23 protein-coding genes, 1 pseudogene and 1 riboswitch are annotated in these 22,015 nt (G+C 37.5%); of the genes and pseudogenes, 15 read left to right on the forward strand and 9 right to left on the reverse strand.

Annotation, left to right across the window (positions count from 1 at the left end; genetic code table 11):
• Nucleotide 1 precedes the first annotated feature (1 nt).
• The 7 genes and pseudogenes from KP713_RS04180 to mtgA all read left to right on the forward strand — a co-directional run bounded on the left by KP713_RS04180 (nucleotide 2) and on the right by mtgA (nucleotide 4,309).
• The gene (locus KP713_RS04180) at nucleotides 2-559 is read left to right on the forward strand and encodes a septation protein A (protein WP_048953818.1); all 558 of its coding nucleotides are present in this window, start codon (nucleotides 2-4) and stop codon (nucleotides 557-559) included.
• Complete coding sequence (gene yciA, locus KP713_RS04185) at nucleotides 559-1,041, forward strand: acyl-CoA thioester hydrolase YciA (RefSeq protein WP_065265285.1); 483 nt, start codon at nucleotides 559-561, stop codon at nucleotides 1,039-1,041. Before KP713_RS04180 ends, yciA begins: the two co-directional genes overlap by 1 nt.
• Before the next feature lie 11 nt (nucleotides 1,042-1,052).
• Nucleotides 1,053-1,349, forward strand: coding sequence for a YciI family protein (locus KP713_RS04190; RefSeq protein WP_215769945.1), 297 nt, complete (start codon nucleotides 1,053-1,055; stop codon nucleotides 1,347-1,349).
• Nucleotides 1,350-1,976: 627 nt separating this feature from the next.
• Nucleotides 1,977-2,478, forward strand: a pseudogene (locus KP713_RS09095) (lytic murein transglycosylase); the annotation flags it as partial.
• Between the two features lie 32 nt (nucleotides 2,479-2,510).
• A complete protein-coding gene (locus KP713_RS09100) occupies nucleotides 2,511-3,245 on the forward strand; it encodes a transglycosylase SLT domain-containing protein (RefSeq protein ID WP_502793472.1) in 735 nt (244 codons plus the stop codon).
• Nucleotides 3,246-3,276: 31 nt separating this feature from the next.
• Complete coding sequence (gene trpR, locus KP713_RS04200) at nucleotides 3,277-3,582, forward strand: trp operon repressor (RefSeq protein WP_048953822.1); 306 nt, start codon at nucleotides 3,277-3,279, stop codon at nucleotides 3,580-3,582.
• Nucleotides 3,560-4,309, forward strand: a complete 750-nt coding sequence (gene mtgA / locus KP713_RS04205) for a monofunctional biosynthetic peptidoglycan transglycosylase (RefSeq protein ID WP_373455173.1) — start codon at nucleotides 3,560-3,562, stop codon at nucleotides 4,307-4,309. Before trpR ends, mtgA begins: the two co-directional genes overlap by 23 nt.
• Nucleotides 4,310-4,367: 58 nt before the next feature.
• On the opposite strand, the gene KP713_RS04210 is transcribed toward mtgA, so the two are convergent.
• Both KP713_RS04210 and KP713_RS04215 read right to left on the reverse strand, forming a co-directional pair.
• Nucleotides 4,368-5,582 carry a pyridoxal phosphate-dependent aminotransferase gene (locus KP713_RS04210; RefSeq protein WP_111407528.1) on the reverse strand — a complete coding sequence of 405 codons (1,215 nt, stop codon included), beginning with the start codon at nucleotides 5,580-5,582 and terminating at the stop codon, nucleotides 4,368-4,370.
• A complete protein-coding gene (locus KP713_RS04215) occupies nucleotides 5,536-5,886 on the reverse strand; it encodes a hypothetical protein (RefSeq protein ID WP_353886446.1) in 351 nt (116 codons plus the stop codon). Before KP713_RS04215 ends, KP713_RS04210 begins: the two co-directional genes overlap by 47 nt.
• Between KP713_RS04215 and KP713_RS04220 the strand changes: the two genes are divergently transcribed.
• The 4 genes from KP713_RS04220 (at nucleotide 5,853) to KP713_RS04235 (ending at nucleotide 10,908) form a co-directional block, all read left to right on the forward strand.
• Complete coding sequence (locus KP713_RS04220; RefSeq protein WP_252346305.1) at nucleotides 5,853-7,010, forward strand: isochorismate synthase; 1,158 nt, start codon at nucleotides 5,853-5,855, stop codon at nucleotides 7,008-7,010. The two genes, KP713_RS04215 and KP713_RS04220, sit on opposite strands and share 34 nt — an antisense overlap.
• Before the next feature lie 14 nt (nucleotides 7,011-7,024).
• Nucleotides 7,025-8,731 carry a 2-succinyl-5-enolpyruvyl-6-hydroxy-3-cyclohexene-1-carboxylic-acid synthase gene (gene menD / locus KP713_RS04225; RefSeq protein WP_140449956.1) on the forward strand — a complete coding sequence of 569 codons (1,707 nt, stop codon included), beginning with the start codon at nucleotides 7,025-7,027 and terminating at the stop codon, nucleotides 8,729-8,731.
• A 61-nt stretch (nucleotides 8,732-8,792) separates the two neighbouring features.
• Complete coding sequence (menH, locus tag KP713_RS04230) at nucleotides 8,793-9,536, forward strand: 2-succinyl-6-hydroxy-2,4-cyclohexadiene-1-carboxylate synthase (RefSeq protein WP_215769949.1); 744 nt, start codon at nucleotides 8,793-8,795, stop codon at nucleotides 9,534-9,536.
• Nucleotides 9,537-9,591: 55 nt separating this feature from the next.
• Nucleotides 9,592-10,908 (forward strand): MFS transporter, encoded by a 1,317-nt coding sequence (locus KP713_RS04235; protein ID WP_215769950.1) that lies wholly within the window; start codon nucleotides 9,592-9,594, stop codon nucleotides 10,906-10,908.
• Between the two features lie 74 nt (nucleotides 10,909-10,982).
• Here the strand turns inward: KP713_RS04235 and raiA are convergent, their stop codons facing one another.
• The 7 genes from raiA to KP713_RS04270 form a co-directional block, all read right to left on the reverse strand.
• Nucleotides 10,983-11,306: a ribosome-associated translation inhibitor RaiA gene (gene raiA / locus KP713_RS04240; protein WP_009499739.1), complete on the reverse strand. Its 324-nt coding sequence runs from the start codon at nucleotides 11,304-11,306 to the stop codon at nucleotides 10,983-10,985.
• Nucleotides 11,307-11,538: 232 nt separating this feature from the next.
• Complete coding sequence (locus tag KP713_RS04245) at nucleotides 11,539-12,909, reverse strand: alanine/glycine:cation symporter family protein (protein ID WP_215769951.1); 1,371 nt, start codon at nucleotides 12,907-12,909, stop codon at nucleotides 11,539-11,541.
• A 111-nt stretch (nucleotides 12,910-13,020) separates the two neighbouring features.
• Nucleotides 13,021-13,131: riboswitch (glycine riboswitch) on the reverse strand.
• A 190-nt stretch (nucleotides 13,132-13,321) separates the two neighbouring features.
• Nucleotides 13,322-14,143, reverse strand: coding sequence for a metal ABC transporter permease (locus KP713_RS04250; protein WP_140577938.1), 822 nt, complete (start codon nucleotides 14,141-14,143; stop codon nucleotides 13,322-13,324).
• Complete coding sequence (locus tag KP713_RS04255) at nucleotides 14,136-14,984, reverse strand: metal ABC transporter permease (protein ID WP_048953834.1); 849 nt, start codon at nucleotides 14,982-14,984, stop codon at nucleotides 14,136-14,138. Before KP713_RS04255 ends, KP713_RS04250 begins: the two co-directional genes overlap by 8 nt.
• A 3-nt stretch (nucleotides 14,985-14,987) precedes the next feature.
• The gene (locus KP713_RS04260; protein WP_111407535.1) at nucleotides 14,988-15,908 is read right to left on the reverse strand and encodes an ATP-binding cassette domain-containing protein; all 921 of its coding nucleotides are present in this window, start codon (nucleotides 15,906-15,908) and stop codon (nucleotides 14,988-14,990) included.
• Nucleotides 15,908-16,789, reverse strand: coding sequence for a metal ABC transporter substrate-binding protein (locus KP713_RS04265; protein ID WP_111407536.1), 882 nt, complete (start codon nucleotides 16,787-16,789; stop codon nucleotides 15,908-15,910). The genes KP713_RS04260 and KP713_RS04265 overlap by 1 nt, the downstream gene beginning before the upstream one ends.
• A gap of 201 nt (nucleotides 16,790-16,990) precedes the next feature.
• Nucleotides 16,991-17,869 (reverse strand): D-alanyl-D-alanine carboxypeptidase family protein, encoded by an 879-nt coding sequence (locus tag KP713_RS04270; protein ID WP_111407537.1) that lies wholly within the window; start codon nucleotides 17,867-17,869, stop codon nucleotides 16,991-16,993.
• 246 nt (nucleotides 17,870-18,115) lie between these two features.
• Between KP713_RS04270 and rlmN the strand changes: the two genes are divergently transcribed.
• From rlmN to ispG, 4 genes are all read left to right on the forward strand, one after another.
• Nucleotides 18,116-19,267, forward strand: coding sequence for a dual-specificity RNA methyltransferase RlmN (rlmN, locus tag KP713_RS04275; RefSeq protein ID WP_005637452.1), 1,152 nt, complete (start codon nucleotides 18,116-18,118; stop codon nucleotides 19,265-19,267).
• A gap of 100 nt (nucleotides 19,268-19,367) precedes the next feature.
• On the forward strand, nucleotides 19,368-19,910 hold the full coding sequence (gene pilW / locus KP713_RS04280) for a type IV pilus biogenesis/stability protein PilW (protein WP_065265291.1): 543 nt from the start codon (nucleotides 19,368-19,370) through the stop codon (nucleotides 19,908-19,910).
• Nucleotides 19,911-19,980: 70 nt separating this feature from the next.
• Entirely contained in the window at nucleotides 19,981-20,892 is a 912-nt protein-coding gene (locus KP713_RS04285; RefSeq protein WP_215769952.1) for a RodZ domain-containing protein, read from the forward strand.
• An 11-nt stretch (nucleotides 20,893-20,903) separates the two neighbouring features.
• Complete coding sequence (gene ispG, locus KP713_RS04290) at nucleotides 20,904-22,010, forward strand: flavodoxin-dependent (E)-4-hydroxy-3-methylbut-2-enyl-diphosphate synthase (RefSeq protein ID WP_005630108.1); 1,107 nt, start codon at nucleotides 20,904-20,906, stop codon at nucleotides 22,008-22,010.
• The last annotated feature ends 5 nt before the right edge of the window (nucleotides 22,011-22,015 follow it).

Here is a 22,015-nt window from a genome sequence, read left to right on the forward strand (position 1 = left end):
GATGAAACAACTACTTGAATTTATCCCTTTAGTACTATTTTTTGTTACATACAAACTTGCCGGCGTACGCGATGCAGCCATCGTACTTGTGATCGCAACCATTATTCAGCTAATTGTTTTGAAATGGAAATATAGCAAAATTGAAAAACAACAAAAAATCATGGCTGGTTCAGTTATTTTCTTCGGTTTATTAACTGCATATTTCAATGAAATTCGCTATCTTCAATGGAAAGTAACAATTATTAATGCATTATTTGCTATTATTTTATTAATTGCACAATTCCAATTTAAAATACCCTTAGTAAAAAAGTTACTAGGAAAAGAAGTGCAATTACCAGATAAAGTATGGAATACTCTAAATCTCGGCTGGGCACTATTTTTTATTATTTGTATGTTGGTAAATATTTATATTAGCCATAATATGTCAGAAGAGGCATGGGTAGATTTCAAATCTTTTGGTATTCTTGGAATGACTGTGATCGCGACTCTTATTTCAGGTGCATATATTTATCGCTATTTACCCAAAGATAAAACGCATTCAAAAGACGGAGAAAAATAATGTCTTCTAATTTTCTTATTGATAAAAACGGGCGACAGTCAAAAGGTGTTCTCTTATTAAGAACACTTGCAATGCCATCAAACACTAACGCCAATGGTGATATATTCGGCGGTTGGATTATGTCTCAAATGGATATGGGGGGAGCAATTTTAGCTAAAGAAATAGCTCATGGTCGAGTCGTAACCGTTGCTGTTGAAAGTATGAATTTCATCAAGCCTATTTCAGTTGGAGATGTCGTTTGTTGTTACGGCCAATGTCTAAAAATAGGCCGTTCATCCATTAAAATAAAAGTAGAAGTTTGGGTAAAAAAAGTTGCTAGTGAACCTATTGGTGAACGCTATTGCGTGACAGATGCAGTATTTACTTTTGTTGCTGTCGATAGCAATGGTAAATCACGTACAATTCCGCGTGAAAATAATCATGAATTAGAAAAAGCACTAGCTTTGATTGCAGAACTTGAATCTGAACAAACTAATCAATAAAGGGAGCCATTATGTACTACGTTATTTTTGCTCAAGATATTCCAAATACGTTAGAAAAACGTCTTGCCGTGCGTGAGCAACATTTAGCCCGCTTAAAACAACTTCAAAAAGAAAATCGTCTACTCATTGCTGGCCCAAATCCAGCAATTGATAATGAAAATCCTGGTGAAGCAGGTTTTACAGGTTCAACAGTCATTGCACAATTTGAAAACCTGCAAGCAGCCAAAAATTGGGCTGCGCAAGATCCTTATGTGGAAGCAGGCGTATACGGTGAAGTAATTATAAAACCATTCAAAAAAGTGTTTTAGCATTTCTAGATATGTGAATTCGAAAGGCTTATCCAAAAATAAAAATGTGTGTGAAATCAGTATATTTCACACACTCATATACGATTCCATGAATAAAAAACATTTCATTCTATGAAAAAACAAGTTCTTATTTTCCTCACTGTTTTTACTATACTTTCCACATTGGCTGAAGAGCCTCCTATAACCAATAATCCCTCCGTTATTAATCTAGAACAAGAAAAGCAAATTTGGAAACAAACACAACACCAATCCTATTTGACTCACTTAGCGCAACGTGAGACTTTCTTGCAAATTGAAAACCTATTAAAAAGTGCGGTTAAAAATCAACAATTTTCTGAAAACACCCAAGAACTTACGAAGAATTTAATTAGATCAATCCCAGAGTATCCTTTACAAATGGATCTTATTTTACGTTTTTGGGAAACAAAAATTCGATTTTTGAAATCTAATGATGAAAAAAATATATCTCTGGCAAACCATGAACTCGACAAACTTATCGCTCAAAATCCCCTATTTATAACCAAATCATTGAAAGAGTTAAAACAAAAATTGAAAAATCTTATCAGTGATTCCAAGGATATTTCAGGTCAAACTATACAAAATAAAGATTTACAGGATAAAGTGGTTCAAATAGAGGATCCGGCTAAGTTACCTGAAATTATAGAAAATAGCGATCCCTCTACCTTAAAAAAAGATGTTTTACTTGAGGCCTTCCCTCGGTATCTAAAAACACGTCCAGAAAAAATACAGAACCCAAGTTTTGTACCTTATCAACAATGGGCTGAAATTTGGCGACTTTCAGAAGATGAGCTAAAACAATGGAAAATCGCATTTTTGACACGTTTTTTTGATAACGAAAATACTCATTTCCAAGCATGGCGGGATACACAAATAACTCAATTAAAAACCGATAATCTTACTGAACGTCGTTTACGAATGGCTATCTGGCAAAAAAATGACCTCACCCCCTGGCTTTCTTTGCTTTCTGATACAGCAAAAGAAAAACAAGAATGGCGTTACTGGATAGCCAAAAATGATAAACAAAATATAACAGAAAAACTTACCGCTCTTTCTCAAGAACATGGTTTTTATCCTATGTTGGCAGCTGCTCAATTAAAAAAAATTTATAAATTTGACATCCCTCACTCACCTAATCTTAGCATAGAAGAACAAAAATCATTTGAGAGCGCATTTAATATAATTTCTGAATTACGTGAGCTGGGGCGATACGGATTAGCCAAACAACGTTGGAGATTATTATTAGATAATACTGATTTCAATACACAGCTAAAACTTGCAAAATATGCACAAGAACAACAATGGTATGAATTGTCAGTTGATAGTACCATTGTCGCCAAAGCTTGGGATTATCTTAATTTGCGTCTGCCAAACGCTTATTCTGATTATTTTGATATTGCGTTAAAGAACTTAAACATCAGTAAAACCTTTTCTATGGCTATTGCTCGTCAGGAAAGCGCTTGGAATCCAATGGCTCTATCATCAGCAAATGCCAAAGGACTCATGCAACTTTTACCAACAACCGCTAAATTAACTGCTGAAAATAATCAAATTCCATATTTAAATGAACAAGATTTATTTAAGCCATTAAATAATATTTTGCTCGGCACGGCACATTTGAACGACCTTAATACTCTATATCCCAATAATAGAATATTAATTGCCGCATCTTACAATGCAGGTACAAATCGAGTAAATCAATGGCTCTACCGTGCCAATAATAAGCTAACATTAGATGAATTTGTCGCATCAATTCCGTTTTATGAAACTCGTGATTATGTTCAAAATACTATTGTCTACGATTTTTACTATCAAATTTTACAACAAAAAGAAAATCCACAAATGTTTAGCCAAGAAGAATGGGATCGGCTATACTAAACGCACTAGTTTAATAGTATAAGGTGATAACATGTATATTAGTCGCAATTTAGAACAATGGAATGCATTTTTGTCCATGCTACAGACTGCTTTTAAAGAAAATAAAGCTCAAGAATTGCTAACCTTGTTATTAACTGCTGACGAACGCGACGCAGTGGGATTACGCCTACAAATTGTTTCACAATTATTGGATAAAAATCTTTCTCAACGTGAAATTCAACAAAATTTGAATACAAGTGCCGCCACTATTACACGTGGTTCTAATATGATAAAAATAATGGATTCAGATTTTATGAAATGGGTGAAAGAACATCTTGATAACATTGAAAAAAAGTAAACGGATTTTTACCGCACTGTCTCACTTATCTCTTCCCCAATGGTGGCAAAAAAATTGGCAACGCGTTGCCTTTCTATTTTTCCTCACCATTTTTATTTTTTTATTCATTTTTCGTTTTCTGCCTATCCCCTTTTCAGCCTATATGGTACAACAAAAAATTGGGCATATTCTACAAGGTGATTTTCGTTATAAAACGCAATATGATTGGGTGAATTTAGAAAACATATCCCCCTCTGTTCAACTCGCTGTTATTGCATCTGAAGATCAACGCTTTCCTGATCACTTTGGTTTTGATTTTGAGGCGATTCAACGAGCCATAAAATACAACGAAAAATCTCCCAAAAGGGTTCGTGGTGCCTCTACAATCTCTCAGCAAACTGCAAAAAATCTCATTCTTTGGCATGGGCAAAATTGGTTACGTAAAGGATTAGAAGTTCCTGCAACCCTACTACTCGAAATCACTTGGTCTAAAAAAAGAATTTTAGAAGTCTATTTAAATATTGCTGAGTTTGGTAATGGAATATTCGGTATTGAAGCGGCAAGTCACTATTATTTCAAAAAGGCAGCAAAAAATTTAACCTCAAATGAAGCTGCGCTTCTTGCAGCTATTTTACCTAACCCGATTATTTATAATGCGAATAAACCAAGTGCTTTAATACGTAAAAAACAAGCATGGATATTGCGTCAAATGAGAAATTTAGGTACCGAATATCTCAACGGCTTATAATATAAAAAGGGGAATGATTCTAGTCCTCCCCCTTTTTAAATCCCGTTCAACCCCATCATTACTGATGATAACTTTCCAAAAATCTTCCTAATTTTGTAATGGCTTCTTCAAGTTGATTCACATAAGGAAGGGTCACAACACGGAAGTGATCAGGTGAATGCCAATTAAATCCTTTACCGTGCACAAGTAGTACTTTTTCTTGGCGGAGCAAATCTAGTACCATTTTTTCATCACTGTGAATATTGAATTTTTTCACATCAATTTTCGGGAACATATACATCGCCCCCATTGGTTTCACGCAAGTAATGCCTGGAATTTGAGTGATGAGATCGTATGCTTTATTGCGTTGCTCAAGTAATCTGCCACCTGGCAAAATAAACTCATTAATACTTTGATAGCCACCAAGTGCGGTTTGAATTGCATGTTGCATTGGTACGTTAGCGCATAAACGCATTGATGCCAGCATATCCAAGCCTTCAATATAACCTTTCGCATTATGTTTTGGGCCGTTTAAAATCATCCAACCTTGGCGGAAGCCTGCAACTCGATAAGCTTTTGATAAACCATTCAGAGTAACGGTTAATAAATCAGGAGCAAGTGCGGCAATATGATGATGTACTGCGCCATCATATAAAATTTTGTCGTAGATTTCGTCAGCGAAGATAATCAAATTATTTTGGCGAGCGATTTCCACAATTTCTTGCAATAATTCTTTGTTGTACACCGCGCCAGTTGGGTTATTAGGGTTGATGATGACAATCGCTTTAGTCTTCGCATTCACCTTGTCTTTAATATCATCAATAGCGGGAAACCAATTTGCTTCTTCATCACAAAGGTAATGAACAGCCTTGCCGCCAGAAAGTGTTACCGCAGCAGTCCAAAGCGGATAATCAGGCATCGGCACGAGTACTTCATCACCATCATTGAGTAATGCTTGCATAGCCATTGTAATAAGCTCAGAGACGCCGTTACCAATATACACATCATTGACGGTCGCGCCATGAATCCCTTTTGATTGATAATATTGAACAATGGCTTTACGAGCAGAATATAAACCTTTTGAATCACAGTAGCCTTGCGCTGACGGCAAATTACGTAATACGTCAACCAAAATTTCATCGGGTGCTTCAAAGCCGAAAGGTGCGGGATTGCCGATATTAAGTTTTAAAATTTTATTGCCTTCTTCTTCTAAGCGTAGTGCTTCTTTGTGCACTGGCCCGCGAATATCATAACATACGTGTTCTAATTTGTCGGATTTTGGGAATAATCGCATAGTGAAATCCTTTTGTTTTTAATAAATTTTTCGTGAAAAGTGCGGTTAATTTACGCTGAATTTTCAATATTGAAAAGATTTTGTAAAAAAATTTTTTGTCATTAACAATCTGCGGTAGAATACGGCCAACTTTTTGTGTATTTAAAACAAAATCTAATGAATGATTTAGCGCAGGCAATAGGCGAGTTAAAATCGCAAATTCACGCATATTTACAGCAATCAACGAATGAACTTGTCCGTTTTCAGGTGAAACTGGACAAGGTCGATTTGTTGGCATGGCTGAAAGTTCAATCTGCGTATCCACAATTTTATTTACATTTTCGAGATGAAGCAAAAGCATTAGCTGCTATTGGTGAAGTGCAGTCATTTTCACGGTTAAATTTAGCTCAAGAATTTATCAAAGAAAGTGGTTTTCCATTAGTCGGTGGTTTGCAATTTCAAGGTGCTGCACAATTTGTATTACCAAAAATTCTTGTTGAACAGGATGAGAAAGGTGCATTGGTATCATTTTTTGTGAAAGATGAGCAAAGTGCGAATGATACTTTAGCCCACCTCAAAACTTTTGAAAATCTCACCGCACTTTCTGCTTTGCCAAAACAGATTCCTTTACATACAGAGCCTAGAGCTAACGAAAGAACTTGGTGTGATTGGGTAAATCAGGCTTTGGTAGAAATTAAAAGTGGAGAACTGACAAAAATTGTATTAGCCAATGAAACCACTTTTCATTTAAAGCAAGCGATTAATGCGTACGATTTTTTAGCAGAAAGCGAAAAACAAAATCAAGGTTGTTATCATTTTTTGTGGGCTGAAAATCCTCATTCGGTTTTTGTCGGTTCTACGCCAGAACGCCTATTTGCTCGAGAGTATAATTTGTTGCTAACCGAGGCATTAGCGGGGACAGCATCGGTTTCTGAAAGTGAGGAAGAAACGCAATCTCAAGCTAATTGGTTATTAAATGACGAGAAAAATTTAAAAGAAAATTGGTTGGTCGTAGAAGATATTTCACAGAATTTACGTAAGCAAGTGGAAAGTTTTGATGTAAGCAATGTGGAATTGAAACCGTTACGTAAAGTACAACATTTGATTCGTAAAATTCGTGCAAATTTGACCGCACATTATGCAGATGTAAATATATTAAAAGCTATTCATCCTACAGCAGCGGTATCTGGTTTGCCACAGCAACAAGCCAAAATGATTTTGTCAGAAATCGAAACCTTTGATCGTGGCTGGTATGCGGGAACATTGGGCGTGATGAGCGATACATGTTCAGAGTTTTGTGTGGCGATTCGTTCGGCCTTTATTGAAGGTCATCGAATTCGTGTATTTGCTGGTGCGGGCATCGTGGCGGGCTCGCAGCCATTGGAAGAATGGAAAGAAATTGAACGTAAAGCGGCAGGGTTAATTTCCTTGTTTGCAGAAGAAAAATGATAACGGAGAAAAAAATGTCGGTAAGCGTGTTTAATCGTTGTTGGTCGAAAGTGATTTTAGAAACCTTGGTGCGCCAAGGCGTTTCTCACGTTTGTATCGCGCCAGGTTCGCGTTCGACACCTTTAACTCTTGAAGCTGTGCGTTTGCAAAATGCGGGTTCAGTCACTTGTCATACACATTTTGATGAACGTGGTTTAGGTTTTTTTGCCTTGGGTATTGCTAAGGCAACTCAATCACCAGTTGCCATTATTGTTACATCAGGCACGGCGACTGCAAACCTTTATCCCGCAATTATTGAAGCACGCCAAACGGGTGTTAATTTATTTGTTTTAACTGCCGATCGTCCACCAGAACTTTGGGAGTGCGGCGCAAATCAGGCTATTTTGCAGCAAAATATGTTTGGTCAGTATCCGGTTGCAAATGTTAATTTACCTAAACCGAATGCAGATTATTCTGCGCAATGGTTGATTTCTCTACTTGAACAGGCTGCCTTTCAACAAAAACAACAGGGTGGCGTTGTTCATATTAATGTGCCATTTGCCGAGCCACTTTATGATGCAACTGATGAGGAAGTAGATTCTCACCCTTGGCTTCAGACGTTACAGCGCTGGTTAATTCAAACTAAGCCTTGGATGAATGTGGAAGCGCAACAGAACGAAGTATTAATGCATGAGAACTGGGATCATTGGCGTACCAAACGTGGTGTCGTTGTGGTTGGTCAATTACCTGCAGAACAAGCAATGGGCATTAATTCTTGGGCAAGCGCTATGGGCTGGGTATTACTGACGGATATTCAATCCGGTGTTGTTCCAACGACGTCTTATGAAGATATTTGGCTAGCAAACCAAACTGTTCGTGAAAAACTTCTGCAAGCTGATATTGTTATTCAATTTGGTGCACGCTTTATTAGTAAACGAATTAATCAATTCTTACAGGCGTTTAAAGGTGAATTTTGGTTGGTTGAACAAAGCGGTAAAGCATTAGATCCTTACCATCATTCATTGACAAGATTCAATGCTAAAGTACATCATTGGTTACGTGCGCATCCTCCTTTACGCCAAAAGCCTTGGTTGCTTGAGCCGTTAGCTTTATCTAAATTCTGTGCAACCTTTATTGAACAGCAAGTAGGCGGAAATTTAACGGAAGCCTCGCTCGCATTACGTTTACCAACACTTTTACCTTATAACGGTGTTTTATTTTTAGGTAATAGTTTACTTATTCGTCTGGTTGATGCGCTAACGCAATTACCAGAAAGTTATCCTGTTTATACCAATCGTGGCGCGAGTGGAATTGATGGTTTGTTGGCTACGGCTGCGGGAATTGGTATCGGTTCAAATAAACCTGTTGTTGCGGTGATTGGCGATACGTCTACTTTATATGATTTGAATTCTTTCGCATTATTCAAAAACGTTACGCAACCAACGGTAATCTTTGTCATCAATAATAATGGTGGCGCGATTTTTGATATGTTACCTGTGGATGAACAAGTCAAAGATCAGTTCTATCGATTACCGCATAATGGCGATTTTTCTCAAATAGCAGCAATGTTCGATCTTAAATACGCTCATCCTTATACTTGGGCAGATCTCAATTCCGTTGTTAAACAGGCTTATAGTCGTCGCAAGGCAACGTTAATTGAAATTAAAACGAATCCGAGTGATGGTAGTAGTTTGTATAAACGCTTAATCGAGCAAATTAGTCACGCAGTGATTGGTGCTTAAGTATTCTGTAGGCGGGCTTTAGTCCCGCCATATTTTATTATTTCTATCAATAATCCCTTCAATGATAAACATCATTTTTCTCCACGGACTTCTTGGTACAAAAAACGACTGGCAAAAAGTCATTGAAAATCTACCGCACTTTAATTGTATTTCGTTAGATTTGCCTTTTCACGGGCAAGCTAAAGATATTGAAGTCACAAATTTTGAAGAAACGGCGGAGTATTTGGCTCAACAAATTAAAAGTGAGGTGAAAAATGAACCGTATTTTCTTGTTGGGTATTCTCTAGGCGGACGGATCGCTTTGTATTATGCGCTGCAGGCTCAGGTAGAAAGATCTAATTTGCAAGGTGTTATTTTAGAAGGGGTGAATCTAGGTTTAAAAACCGGCGAAGAAAAGCAGGCTCGTTTTCAGCAGGATTTTGCTTGGGCGCAACGTTTTATGCAAGAATCACCAGAAAATGTATTAAATGATTGGTATCAACAGCCCGTGTTTTATCATTTGACTGCAGAAGAAAGACAGCGGTTAGTTGAAAAACGAAAATCAAATTGCGGTGAAAATATTGGCAAGATGCTGCTGGCGACAAGTCTATCTAAACAACCTGATTTTAGTGAAAAAGTGCGGTTAAGTTCTTTGCCATTTTTTTATTTTTGTGGGGAACGAGATCATAAGTTCCAAGTTTTAGCCAAAGAAAATCAAATTGATTTAGTAACCATTCCTTCCGCTGGGCATAACTCACATTTAGAAAATTCAAAATATTTCTCTGAAAAAATAGAAAATTGCATATTAAAAATTGATAGACCTTAGTTAAAATGCTAGGATTCAATCCTTTCTATTTATAATAAACTACTAAGGAAACACAATGTCTACACAACTTCGTAATAATCCGATGAAAGTGGCGTTAGCCTCGATGGTCGGTACGGCAATCGAATTTTTTGATTATTATATCTATGCGGCTGCCGCTGTATTAGTTTTCAATACGCAATTCTTCCATAGCGATGATCCGCTTTCTAATGATTTGCTTTCTCTTTCTACGCTTGCTTTAGCATTTTTTGCACGTCCGATTGGTTCCGCATTATTTGGTCACTTTGGCGATAAAATTGGTCGTAAAAAAACCTTGGTAGCCTCCCTTGTTTTAATGGGTGGTTCAACAGTAGTAATTGGCTTACTTCCTAACTATGCTCAAATCGGTATCTGGGCACCGATTTTGCTTTGCGTATGCCGTGTTGGCCAAGGAATTGGACTTGGTGGTGAATGGGGCGGTGCTGCTTTAGTCGCAACAGAAAATGCACCGGAAGGCAAACGAGCTTGGTACGGTACTTTCCCTCAACTAGGTGCGCCAATCGGCTTATTTGTAGCAAATGCAACATTCTTCTTAGTCAGCTATTTCCTCGGTCAAGATGCCCTTGTGGAATGGGCGTGGCGTATTCCGTTTGTATCTTCCGTTTTATTAGTCGCTGTCGGCTTATATGTTCGCTTAACTTTGCATGAAAGCCATGTATTTATGGAAGCGGAGCAAAAAGGCAAAAAATTGAATGCACCAGTGAGTGTTGTTTTTACTAAACACTTAAAACCAATGATTATTGGCACATTTATCATGGTGGCAACTTATTCTCTGTTTTACATTATGACGGCTTTTGCTCAGGCATATTCTCGAACAGCACCAAAGATTTCTGAAGCAGGTTATGCGCTTGGCTTAGGTATACCAGCAAATACATTTACTGGCTTGTTATTAATTAGTGCTATTGTATTTGGTATTTTTATCAGTATTTCTGGTGTTTATGCCGATAAAATTGGTCGCCGTAAATGGTTGATTTGGGTGACTGTAGCGGTTGGCGTGCTCGGTTTAACAATGCCATTCTTCTTAGAAAATGGCACTCCAATGAGCGTATTTGCATTTTTAGTAATTGGTATGGCGATCATGGGGATGACATTTGGTCCAATGGCTGCACTATTGCCAGAATTATTTCCAACAGAAGTGCGTTATTCAGGCGCATCTCTCGCCTATAATTTAGCATCCATTATTGGTGCAACGATTGCCGCGATGATTTCTTTAAAAATTAATGCATCATTTGGTGTGATGGGCGTAGGTATTTATTTAGCAATCAATGCGCTGATGACGCTATTGGCATTATTAGCGTCAAAAGAAACCAAAAATGTAGATTTAACGCAAATCTAATCCTAGTTAAGAAAAAAGAGTGGTGAAAAATTTCACCGCTCTTTTACTTTTCTTTCTTTAGTTTATTTTCAATATTAGCTTTCAAATGAATCTTTTAAGCGTTCATCTGCTCGACGAGATTCACTTTTATGTTGAAGTTTATTGAGCTGGCGCTCCAATTTTTCCTCAACTTCATTAATTGCTTTATACATATCATCTGAGGTTGCACTTGCCAATAAATTGCCCAGTGGCGTGCCAATAGATGCTTCTACAGTAAATCCATTCGGTACTTTGTTTAAAACAAAATGGGGGTTAATTAACTGTGTTTGCCATTTACCTAATTTCGCGAGTCTTTCCTCCACGTGTTCACGAATTGCAGGGGTGATTTCCATTTGTTTGCTGGTGATATTAAGTGTCATAGCATTTACCTCTTTGTTGCGTGATTTACAGTTTTCTTTAACTACAAAATAGCCTTCTTAATTCAGGTTTTCAAGAGCTTTAAGAGGAAATGTCAAAGTAATTTTTAAAAATATGATCTATGTCTAATTTCTGAAAAAAGCTGCTTTTCTTTCTAAGATAAGTTGTTAAGATGGGAAATTGTGATAAGAAAAAGGTGTGGATATTGACTGTATCCACACCTTTTTCATTTGATTATTCTACGATTTCATCTTGATCGTGATGATTTATCTTCAAGCGTTGGAAATAATCTTTTGTTTCTTCAATCACAACTTTTCTCAATCCAATGAGTGCGATGAGATTTGGAAAGGCCATGAAACCATTTACGATATCGGCGATAATCCAGATTAAATTTAAGTGTAAGAATGAGCCTAACCCTACCAACACAATATAAGCTAAACGATATAGTTTTACGCCACGAATACCAACGAGATAAACAAAGCAACGTTCACCGTAGTAACACCAGCCTAAAATAGTTGTGAATGCAAAAAATAATAAACCGACGGTTACAATCGTTGCGCCAATTGATGCCCCTAAACCTTGTGCAAAGGCGTAGTTTGTTACTGTTGCACCCGCTAATTCAGGGTTATTCCAAGCGCCTGTTAACACTAATACAATACCTGTCATTGTACAAACGATGATAGTATCCAAGAATGTACCTGTCATGGAAATTAAGCCTTGGCGAACAGGTTCACGAGTTTGTGCCGCTGCGGCTGCAATTGGTGCGCTTCCTAAACCTGATTCATTGGAGAAAATGCCTCGAGCAACGCCTGATTGAATAGCCTTCATTACGGTAAAGCCAACCGCCCCGCCTAGCGCAGCTTGCGGATCAAAAGCGCTATAAATAATTAATGAGATCGCATCTGGTACTTTTTCTATATTTAAAAGGATAATAACCAGTGAAGTAGTGACGTATAAAATCGCCATAAACGGTACAATTACCGATGATGCGGTTGCGATACGTTTTACACCACCAAGAATGATTAAGCCAACTAAAAGTGTAACAATAATTGCAGTAACTAAAACCGGAATATTAAAAGTATCTTGCATTGCATGGGTGATCGCATTGACCTGTGGGAATGTACCGATTCCGAAAAAGGCAACCATTACACCAAATAATGCAAATAATTTTGCTAGCCACTTGATACCTAGACCGCGTTCAATGTAATACATTGGACCGCCAGCCATAAAGCCATTTTTATCGCGAACACGATATTTAACTGCGAGTAAACATTCGGCATATTTTGTTGCCATTCCTAACAAGGCGACCAACCACATCCAAAAAATAGCGCCAGGTCCACCTGCTTGTACAGCAGTTGCAACGCCCACAATATTCCCTGTTCCAATTGTTGCGGCTAATGCAGTACAAAGTGCGGCAAAAGATGACACATCACCTTTTCCACCTTTATCTTTTTTAAATAAGTAACCTAGCGCACGTGGTAAATAGCGAATTTGAATAAAACCTAAACGTAGCGTTAAATAGAGCCCTGTGCCAGATAAGAGTATGAGTAGCGGTGCGCCCCAAATAAAACTATCAATAGCTGAAAGAATTGACTCAATTGTCATGTGATTCCTCGTCGTTTAAATCAAAAATAAACACGACAAGAAGACGAAAAGATACAATGGAAAAGAAAGTGCGGTGAAAAGATAGATAATTTCCACACTTACGATAGATTGTCTTTTGCCCCTGTCCTTTTGCCTGAGCGTTTGAAAAACGATTGAAAAATTAACCGCTCTTTTGCGCCTTCGGCGTCCATTTCTAAAATGGATCTCTCCAAGGGTTCGTCCAGTAACAGTCCCTGCCATCGCACCTGAAAGATTTTACATCGTCGGTGTGGGGTCAATTCCCCGCTCTCCAGCTACCTTCATCCGAACTCACTTTTCATTCCTATATAAGAGATAAAAAGCGCTTAAATTCTAACAAAATAAGAAATAAATTTCAAAAATCATTTCGAATGATAAGTTAAGTAATAAAAACTTAGTACGTTTTTTGCTTTATGCGACTCAAAAATAATGCTCCTATGAAAAATATCGCTTGTAATAAAATAATACAAGCACCAGTTGACGCATCAAAATGATAGCTCAATATTACGCCAATCAGGCTTGATGTAATGGAACTTACTATAGCAACCCATAACATTTTATCAAAAGATTTTGTGAGTGTAAGTGCGGTAATTCCTGGCGCAATTAACATTGCTACCACCAAAATAACGCCTACCACCTGCATCGTGCTTACAATGGTTAAAGCAAGCAACATTAACAATCCATAATGCAAAATCTTTGGAGAAAGCCCTGCAACACGAGCATGACTTGGGTCAAAACAATAAAGCAAAAAGTCTTTACGTTTAAAGACAATCATACAAAAAATTATCGCAGAAATGACCGCACTTTGAATAAGCTCTTGATGACTAACACCCAATACATTACCAAACAAAATATGCGTTAAATGCTGTTCTGTTTGAATTTTGGTGAACATAACAAGACCAATGGCAAACATTCCAGAAAATACAATGCCCATTGCTGTATCTTCTTTTATACGACTATTTTCTTTTAAATATCCCACGCCAAGTGAACAAAAAATGCCTGAAAAAAATGCGCCAATCGCTAAAGGAATTCCTGCCAAATAAGCAAGTACAATACCAGGCAACACTGCATGGGAAATCGCATCGCCCATTAATGACCAACCTTTCAAGACTAAATAGCAAGAAAGCAAGGCACAAATAATTGAAACAATAAATGCAGTCAACAAAGCATTTTGCATAAACTCAAATTGTAGCGGTTCTAAAAGCCAATCAAACATTTTCTACCGCCTTTTTATTACGAGTGAGCAAACCATATTTTGGTGAAAATAAGAAAGCAGCCAAGAATAATAATGTTTGCAATGTCACAATCACTCCGCCAGTGGCACCATCTAAATAATAGCTAATATAAACACCAACAAAACTTGTCACCGCCCCTAAAATAATAGCGATAATTGACAAGGTTTTGAATTTATCCGTCAGTAAATATGCTGTTGCCCCCGGGGTAATGACCATCGCAATCACTAAAATAGCGCCTACAGTTTGCAATGCCGCTACCACACAAGCACTTAATAGAGTAAAAAACAAAACTTTATAAAATAATGGCGAAAGCCCTACCGTTCTTGCTTGTGTTTCATCGAAAAAAATCAGCAGTAAATCCTTCCAAAATAATAAAAGCAATACTAAACAAACACCGATGATAATTGCCACTTGGTAAATATCTTCGTCGGCAATGCCTAAAATATTGCCTAAAATGATGCTTTGCACATTTACTGCGGTTGGATTTAAAGAAATGATCAATAGACCTAATGCAAAGAAAGTGCTAAAAATAAAACCGATAACAGCATCTTCTTTCAGTTTAGAAATGGATTTAATCCAAAGAATGGAAAGTGCGGCTAAAATTCCGGCAAAAAATGCACCAAGTGCATAAGGCAAAGAAAAGGCATAGGCTATCGCGACACCAGGCACAACAGAATGAGAAAGCGCATCGCCAATCAAAGACCAGCCTTTAAGCATTAAATATGAAGACAAAAAAGCACAAATCCCACCAACTGCCGTACTCAAGATCATCGCCTTGAGCATATAATCATAGGAAAAAGGTTCTAATAATAATGCTAACATGCCTTAATCCTTCTCTTTTTTCACCGCACTTTTACAAGGACAGTCTTCAAAATGACAATCCTGTGTTGTTGGTGCTGGTGGATCTTGCTTAGTTTCGCCATAGAATACAACGGCTTTTTCATCATCCGTTAAGACAGTAACCGCACGTTTATCTTCATCATTATGTAAATCTTCGCCCAATAATTTAATATGGCGTAATACCCCACCAAACACAATTTCCAAATTATGTTGGTTAAAGGTATCTTCCGTTTTCCCTGCTGCAATCACCGTACGATTAATCATCACTACTTGATCACAGAAATCTGGGACAGAACCTAAGTTATGAGTTGAGACAAGAACAAGATGACCTTCTTCTCGAAGCTGTTGAAGAAGATCAACAATAGCATTTTCAGTTTTCACATCAACGCCAGTGAAAGGTTCATCCAATAAAATAATTGGACTTTGTTGTGCTAAAGCGCGGGCCAAAAACACGCGTTTTTTCTGCCCGCCAGATAACTCACCAATTTGACGATGCGCGAGATGCTCAATGTTCACTCGCTGCATCGCCTCTTGAACTTTTTGTTTATCAATCGCCTTGGGGATACGAAGGAAATTCATATACCCATAACGCCCCATCATCACGACATCATACACTGACACAGGAAATTGCCAGTCCACTTCTTCAGATTGTGGAACATAAGCAACCAAATTACGTTTCAGTGCTTGGGAAATTGGCAAATCACAAAGTCTGATTTCACCTTGTTGTGGCTTCACAAGCCCCATTATGCTTTTAAATAATGTGGATTTACCACTGCCATTCACACCCACTAATGCACAAATAGTTCCACTGTTTAATGAGAACGTCATATTGTGAATAGCTGTATGGCCATTGTTGTAACGAACAGTTACATCATTAACCCAAATTGATGTCGAGAAAGAGTCCATTATTTTCCGAATCCTTTAACAATGGTTGATACAGTTACGTTAAGCAAATCAATATAAGTTGGCACAGGGCCTTTTTTCGCAGAAAGAGAGTCAACATACAATACGCCACCGTATTTTGCGCCACTTTCTTTAGCTACTTGTTGTGCTGGTTTTGCTGAAATTGTACTTTCACTAAACACAACAGGAATATTGTTTTTACGAACTAAATCAATCACTTTACGCACTTGTTGTGGTGTGCCTTGTTGTTCAGCATTAATTGGCCATAAATAACCTTCTTTTAAGTTGTAATCTTTCGCCAAATAACTGAAAGCACCTTCACTTGTCACAAGCCAGCGTTGAGCTTCTGGAATCTGTGCTAATTTTGCACGAAGTGGCTCATCAAGTTGTTTAATTTTTTGAGCATAGTCAGCGGCATTTTTTTCGTACACTGCTGCATTTTGTGGATCGTATTTCACCAATGCATTTTTAATATTTTCAATATAAATTAATGCATTAGATGGCGACATCCACGCATGTGGGTTAGGCGCATCTTTATACGGTCCTTCATAAATAGACAATGGTTGAATCCCTTCAGTCACCACCACGGCTGGTTTATCTTTAATATTTTGGAAGAAACGTTCAAACCAACGTTCCAAATTTAAACCATTCCATAAAATTAAATCGGCAGATTGTGCTTTCACAATATCTTTTGGAGTAGGTTCATATTCATGAATTTCAGCACCTGGTTTGGTGATAGATTCCACTATAGCTGCATTACCCGCCACATTTTGTGCAATATCTTGAATCACAGTAAAGGTGGTAACAACTTTGAATTTTGCATTAGCCTGCATTGCAAACAAACCAAGTGCAAGTGCGGTCATAATTTTTAATGAATTACGCATAATATGTCCTTATAAAAAAGTAATAGAGGTTGGATGCCTGAATAATCGCTCAACTGCTCAACAATTATTCATCAAATATCATACTATCACCTTTTAACTTAATCTCAAATGAAAATGATTATCAAGCTAAAGTTTTTTCTTATAACTTATGAAGAGCATAACAAAAATAATGATAGGTTTTCCCTATGGTTATAACACTTATTATCCTGAAATTCTTTTAATTAAATTATTTAATCCTTCTTCATCATAGCCCTCTTCATATTGTGCCTCGCCTTCAACATCATGAATAGTTCGTCCATTCAATGCAGTACAACCGTATTTTTCTAATTTGTTTTTAGTAAAGCTAGAACGATATGCAGAAGAAGAATTATTGAGACTAATTACACCAATAGTGGAACTTTTACATGGGTGTTTATTGATGAAAACAAGGTTATAGCCAGATTCTCGAATGTAGCCCGTCTTATTTACCACCGCATCAAAAATTTCATCGCGCACTAATTTATTTGTATTTTTCATTAATACGCTATGTCTTCCAGCTTGAATATTCGTAGCACTGATATTGGATAGTTGTCGAATTTCAGGTTTATTTAAAGAATGTTTAGCAAGTTTAACTAAATCCATAGGACTAGAGATATTGCTACTCGATAAACCAGAACTATCATGAAAACGAGTAGAATACATACCTAATTGACGAGCTTTTTCATTCATTTTATTAATGAATTGTATTCTGCTCATTCCTGCTGCACGAGAAAGCGCATGGGCGGCATAGTTATCAGAATGCACGAGCATCGCCTTTAATAATTCTCTGCAAGCCATCGGAACATTCATCGGTAATTTCGTGCTTGTACCTTTAATGTAATCACGATCGTCACTGGTTATCGCAATAGTGCAATTAGGATTTGTATTATTCTCTAGAAAAACGTTCGCCGTCATTAATTTCGTTACAGAAGCAATAGGCTGAACGCTATCAGGCGCATGGCTTTCCAACACTCGATTATGCGTAAAATCATACACAACATAAGACTGTGCCACTGCAAAAGAAGGACACAAAGATAAAATAAATAAAGCTTTTTTAAACATTATTGGTCACCTTAAAAAATAGGCTCACATTTTACCGCACTTTTTACGCTGTAATTGGAAATATTTTCGATCTAGATCGCAAAAAAGTGCGGTGAGATTTTCCATCATTTTTGAATTCCGCTAGATTATGCGGTGACAAATCTGTACAATCGCCGTTCATTTTTTAATTGCGAATTTTTCGTTGTGAGCTTTTGATAAAAACACCAACACAACGCTATCGCCACAATGTGTAATAACGAGGCTAAAATGTCAGAATTATTGTCTGTGCAATCAGATGCACCTGCTAAAAAAATTAATCTAATGGATTTAACGCGCCAACAAATGCGCGAATTTTTTAAAGAACTCGGCGAAAAACCATTCCGAGCAGATCAGTTAGTAAAATGGATTTATCATTTTGGCGAAGATAACTTCGACAATATGACAAACATTAATAAAAAATTACGAGAAAAACTTAAAGCTGTTGCAGAAATTAAAGCCCCAGAAGTTGCCGTTGAACAGCGTTCAGCCGATGGCACAATAAAATGGGCAATGCAAGTGGGTGAACAACAAGTTGAAACTGTGTATATTCCCGAAGCAGATCGCGCTACGCTTTGTGTATCTTCCCAAGTGGGCTGCGCCTTAGCTTGCACATTCTGTTCAACCGCACAACAAGGATTTAATCGCAATTTAACGGTTTCAGAAATTATCGGCCAAGTTTGGAGAGCCTCTAAAATTATTGGCAACTTTGGGGTGACTGGCATTAGACCAATTACAAATGTGGTAATGATGGGAATGGGTGAACCCTTGTTAAATGTCGCTAACGTCGTTCCCGCAATGGAAATTATGTTAGATGATTTTGCCTATGGTTTATCAAAACGTCGTGTCACTTTATCAACTTCTGGCGTTGTGCCGGCACTAGATAATTTGAGCAAAATGATCGATGTGGCTTTGGCTATTTCATTACATGCCCCAAACGATGAATTACGTGATGAAATTGTGCCAATCAATAAAAAATATAATATCAAAATGTTGATTGACTCGGTAAATCGTTATTTAAGCGTATCAAATGCAAACCATGGCAAAGTCACGATTGAATATGTTATGCTCGATCATGTAAATGATGGCGTTGAACATGCTCATCAACTTGCAGAAGTATTAAAAAATACACCTTGTAAAATTAATTTAATTCCGTGGAATCCGTTCCCAGAAGCACCTTATGCAAAAAGCTCGAATACGCGTATTGACCGTTTCCAAAAAACCTTGATGGAATATGGCTTTACCGTGATTATCCGTAAAACTCGAGGAGATGACATTGATGCAGCTTGCGGACAGCTAGCCGGAGATGTTATCGATCGTACTAAACGTACGGCAATGAAACGCCAATTTGGACAAAATATTGGGGTGACAGAAATTAATTAATATTCTAGGCATGTGAATTAATCAAATTCACATGCCCTATGTTTTCATAAAAATTAAAGTATATTAAATATTTCTTCCTGCCCTGTTAAAAGGAGAAAAAATGCAAACAATAAGTAAACAACTCAGTGCGGTGATTTTCCCTTTCATTTTTTCTGCTTGCGTTTCTCAATCAACCATTCAAGATTTCAATCAACAATCAGCAGCTAAAGCTCGCGTAGAACTTGCACTAGGTTACCTTCAACAAAATAATCCTCAACTCGCTAAAATCAACTTAGATAAAGCGCTTCAACACGATAAAGATTACTATCTCGTGCATTCAGCGCTTGCGCATTATTATCAACAACAAGGGGAAATCGAGAACGCACATCGTGAATATGAAATAGCTTTAAAACTCAATAATCAACAGGGAGACTTACATAATAATTTTGGCACATTTTTATGTCGTCAAAAGCAATTTGAACAAGCTCAGCAGCAATTTCAACTCGCACTGAATTCACCTAATTATTATCATCAAGCAGATACATTTGAAAATATGGCTCTTTGTGCTTATTCCGCTCAAAAAATGGATATTTATCAACAAGCATTACAAAAATTGCGACAAACAGATAGTAAACGAGCGGAAAAATTTAATACCTTTAAATAAAGCATTGCCAAATCAAGCGTTGGACTTTAAAATTTAGCCTTTATTTATCGCATATTATTTAATTGAATTTATGAATCCAACAACTGAGCAAGAACTTTCACCAGGTGAGATTTTTCGCCAAGCACGTGAAAACTTGAATCTTTCTCTCGAAGACGTCGCCAAAGAAATTTCGCTGCGTCCCTCCATATTACAACAACTTGAAAACAACGAATTTATTCAAAAATCTACCCCTGCAATCTTTGTAAAAGGCTATGTGCGTAGCTATGCCAAGTTCTTACGCTTACCTGATTCTGTATGGGAAAATATTACATTTGCAGAAAATGATAAAAACGATCTGAGTAAAAATGCTCGTTCAACTCGTGAAGTAAATCAATATTCATCGCACTCTCGTTGGGTCGGGCGTTTATCTATCATTGTACTTATTTTAGTCCTTGGCATGACTGGACTTTGGTGGTGGCAAAGTTACCAACAAAATAACCAAGAACGTGATGATTTAGTACAAAGCTATGTTACCTCTACCGAAAATAATCAATCAGCTACAGCTCTTGTGACGACAGAAGAAAGTAATAAAATTGCACCAGAAACAACAGCACCTGTCTCACAACCAGTAGAAATAACAAATAATGTATTACCAGAAATAACACAAGAAAATACCGTTCCACAAACAAAAAACGATGAAAAATCAGTTTCAGACACTCAAAGTGCGGTAGAAAATCCATCAATTTCTCCTGCAGCCCCTACTGTGAAAGGAGACTTGATTGTAGAAATCTTAAATAATACTAGCTGGCTCAGCGTAAAAGATAAAAATCGCCGAGTATTAGCACAAAAAGAATACAAAAAAGGTGAAATATTAACTTTTAATGGCAATGAGTTTTCATTAATTGTTGGAGCACCAAGTAATGTACGTATCACCTATAAAGGTGAAAATTATCCATTAAAAGTAGATGGCCGCATTGCAAAATTCAAACTTTCACAGCCTTAATAAGGAAAAAGATGTCAGCTTTTCAACCAAGCATTAAGCGTCGTGAATCGACAAAAATTTATGTAGGAAATGTACCCGTTGGTGGTGATGCACCAATTGCCGTGCAATCAATGACAAATACTCGCACCACTGATGTGGAGGCGACTGTTGCTCAAATTAAATCATTAGAACGTGTTGGCGCAGATATCGTTCGCGTATCTGTTCCAACAATGGATGCCGCAGAAGCATTTAAACAAATTAAACAGCAAGTGAATGTCCCGCTCGTAGCAGATATTCATTTCGACTATCGTATCGCGCTAAAAGTCGCAGAATATGGAGTAGATTGTTTACGTATCAATCCAGGCAATATTGGTCGTGAAGATCGTATCCGTGCCGTTGTTGATTGTGCTCGTGACAAAAATATTCCGATTCGTATCGGCGTAAACGCAGGCTCTTTAGAAAAAGATCTGCAAGAAAAATACGGCGAGCCAACACCAGAAGCATTATTAGAATCAGCATTGCGTCATGTAGAAATTCTAGACCGTCTTAACTTCGATCAATTTAAGGTGAGTGTAAAAGCCTCTGATGTGTTCTTAGCGGTAGAAGCTTATCGTTTACTTGCCAAATCTATCAAACAGCCATTGCATTTAGGTATTACTGAGGCAGGCGGCGCGCGTGCAGGTGCAGTTAAATCTGCAATAGGTTTAGGTATGTTACTTGCCGAAGGTATTGGTGACACATTACGTGTATCATTAGCAGCCGATCCCGTAGAGGAAATTAAAGTAGGTTTTGATATTCTCAAATCTTTACGAATTCGCTCTCGTGGCATTAATTTTATTGCGTGCCCAACCTGCTCTCGCCAAGAATTTGATGTGATCGGTACAGTAAATGCGTTAGAACAACGCCTTGAAGATATTATTACACCAATGGATGTATCAATTATCGGTTGCGTAGTGAATGGTCCTGGCGAAGCGCTCGTATCAGATCTCGGGGTAACTGGTGGTAACAAAAAAAGTGGTTATTATCTTAATGGCGAACGTCAAAAAGAACGCTTCGATAACGAAGATATTGTTAACCAATTAGAAGCAAAAATTCGTGCAAAAGTCGCACAACAAGATCCAAAAAACAGAATTATTTAAGGAAA

The sequence above is a fragment of the Haemophilus sp. SZY H36 genome (assembly GCF_018829625.1).
In the GTDB taxonomy this organism is placed as follows: domain Bacteria; phylum Pseudomonadota; class Gammaproteobacteria; order Enterobacterales; family Pasteurellaceae; genus Haemophilus; species Haemophilus haemolyticus_K.

Excerpts from the sequence above, each read along its gene's own strand:
- KP713_RS04180 (WP_048953818.1), top strand. The coding sequence starts at position 2 with ATGAAACAACTACTTGAATTTATCCCTTTAGTACTATTTTTTGTTACA.
- yciA (WP_065265285.1), top strand. The coding sequence starts at position 559 with ATGTCTTCTAATTTTCTTATTGATAAAAACGGGCGACAGTCAAAAGGT.
- KP713_RS04190 (WP_215769945.1), top strand. The coding sequence starts at position 1,053 with ATGTACTACGTTATTTTTGCTCAAGATATTCCAAATACGTTAGAAAAA.
- trpR (WP_048953822.1), top strand. The coding sequence starts at position 3,277 with ATGTATATTAGTCGCAATTTAGAACAATGGAATGCATTTTTGTCCATG.
- KP713_RS04210 (WP_111407528.1), bottom strand. The coding sequence starts at position 5,582 with ATGCGATTATTCCCAAAATCCGACAAATTAGAACACGTATGTTATGAT.
- menD (WP_140449956.1), top strand. The coding sequence starts at position 7,025 with ATGTCGGTAAGCGTGTTTAATCGTTGTTGGTCGAAAGTGATTTTAGAA.
- menH (WP_215769949.1), top strand. The coding sequence starts at position 8,793 with ATGATAAACATCATTTTTCTCCACGGACTTCTTGGTACAAAAAACGAC.
- KP713_RS04235 (WP_215769950.1), top strand. The coding sequence starts at position 9,592 with ATGTCTACACAACTTCGTAATAATCCGATGAAAGTGGCGTTAGCCTCG.
- raiA (WP_009499739.1), bottom strand. The coding sequence starts at position 11,306 with ATGACACTTAATATCACCAGCAAACAAATGGAAATCACCCCTGCAATT.
- KP713_RS04245 (WP_215769951.1), bottom strand. The coding sequence starts at position 12,909 with ATGACAATTGAGTCAATTCTTTCAGCTATTGATAGTTTTATTTGGGGC.
- KP713_RS04250 (WP_140577938.1), bottom strand. The coding sequence starts at position 14,143 with ATGTTTGATTGGCTTTTAGAACCGCTACAATTTGAGTTTATGCAAAAT.
- KP713_RS04255 (WP_048953834.1), bottom strand. The coding sequence starts at position 14,984 with ATGTTAGCATTATTATTAGAACCTTTTTCCTATGATTATATGCTCAAG.
- KP713_RS04260 (WP_111407535.1), bottom strand. The coding sequence starts at position 15,908 with ATGGACTCTTTCTCGACATCAATTTGGGTTAATGATGTAACTGTTCGT.
- KP713_RS04265 (WP_111407536.1), bottom strand. The coding sequence starts at position 16,789 with ATGCGTAATTCATTAAAAATTATGACCGCACTTGCACTTGGTTTGTTT.
- KP713_RS04270 (WP_111407537.1), bottom strand. The coding sequence starts at position 17,869 with ATGTTTAAAAAAGCTTTATTTATTTTATCTTTGTGTCCTTCTTTTGCA.
- rlmN (WP_005637452.1), top strand. The coding sequence starts at position 18,116 with ATGTCAGAATTATTGTCTGTGCAATCAGATGCACCTGCTAAAAAAATT.
- pilW (WP_065265291.1), top strand. The coding sequence starts at position 19,368 with ATGCAAACAATAAGTAAACAACTCAGTGCGGTGATTTTCCCTTTCATT.
- KP713_RS04285 (WP_215769952.1), top strand. The coding sequence starts at position 19,981 with ATGAATCCAACAACTGAGCAAGAACTTTCACCAGGTGAGATTTTTCGC.
- ispG (WP_005630108.1), top strand. The coding sequence starts at position 20,904 with ATGTCAGCTTTTCAACCAAGCATTAAGCGTCGTGAATCGACAAAAATT.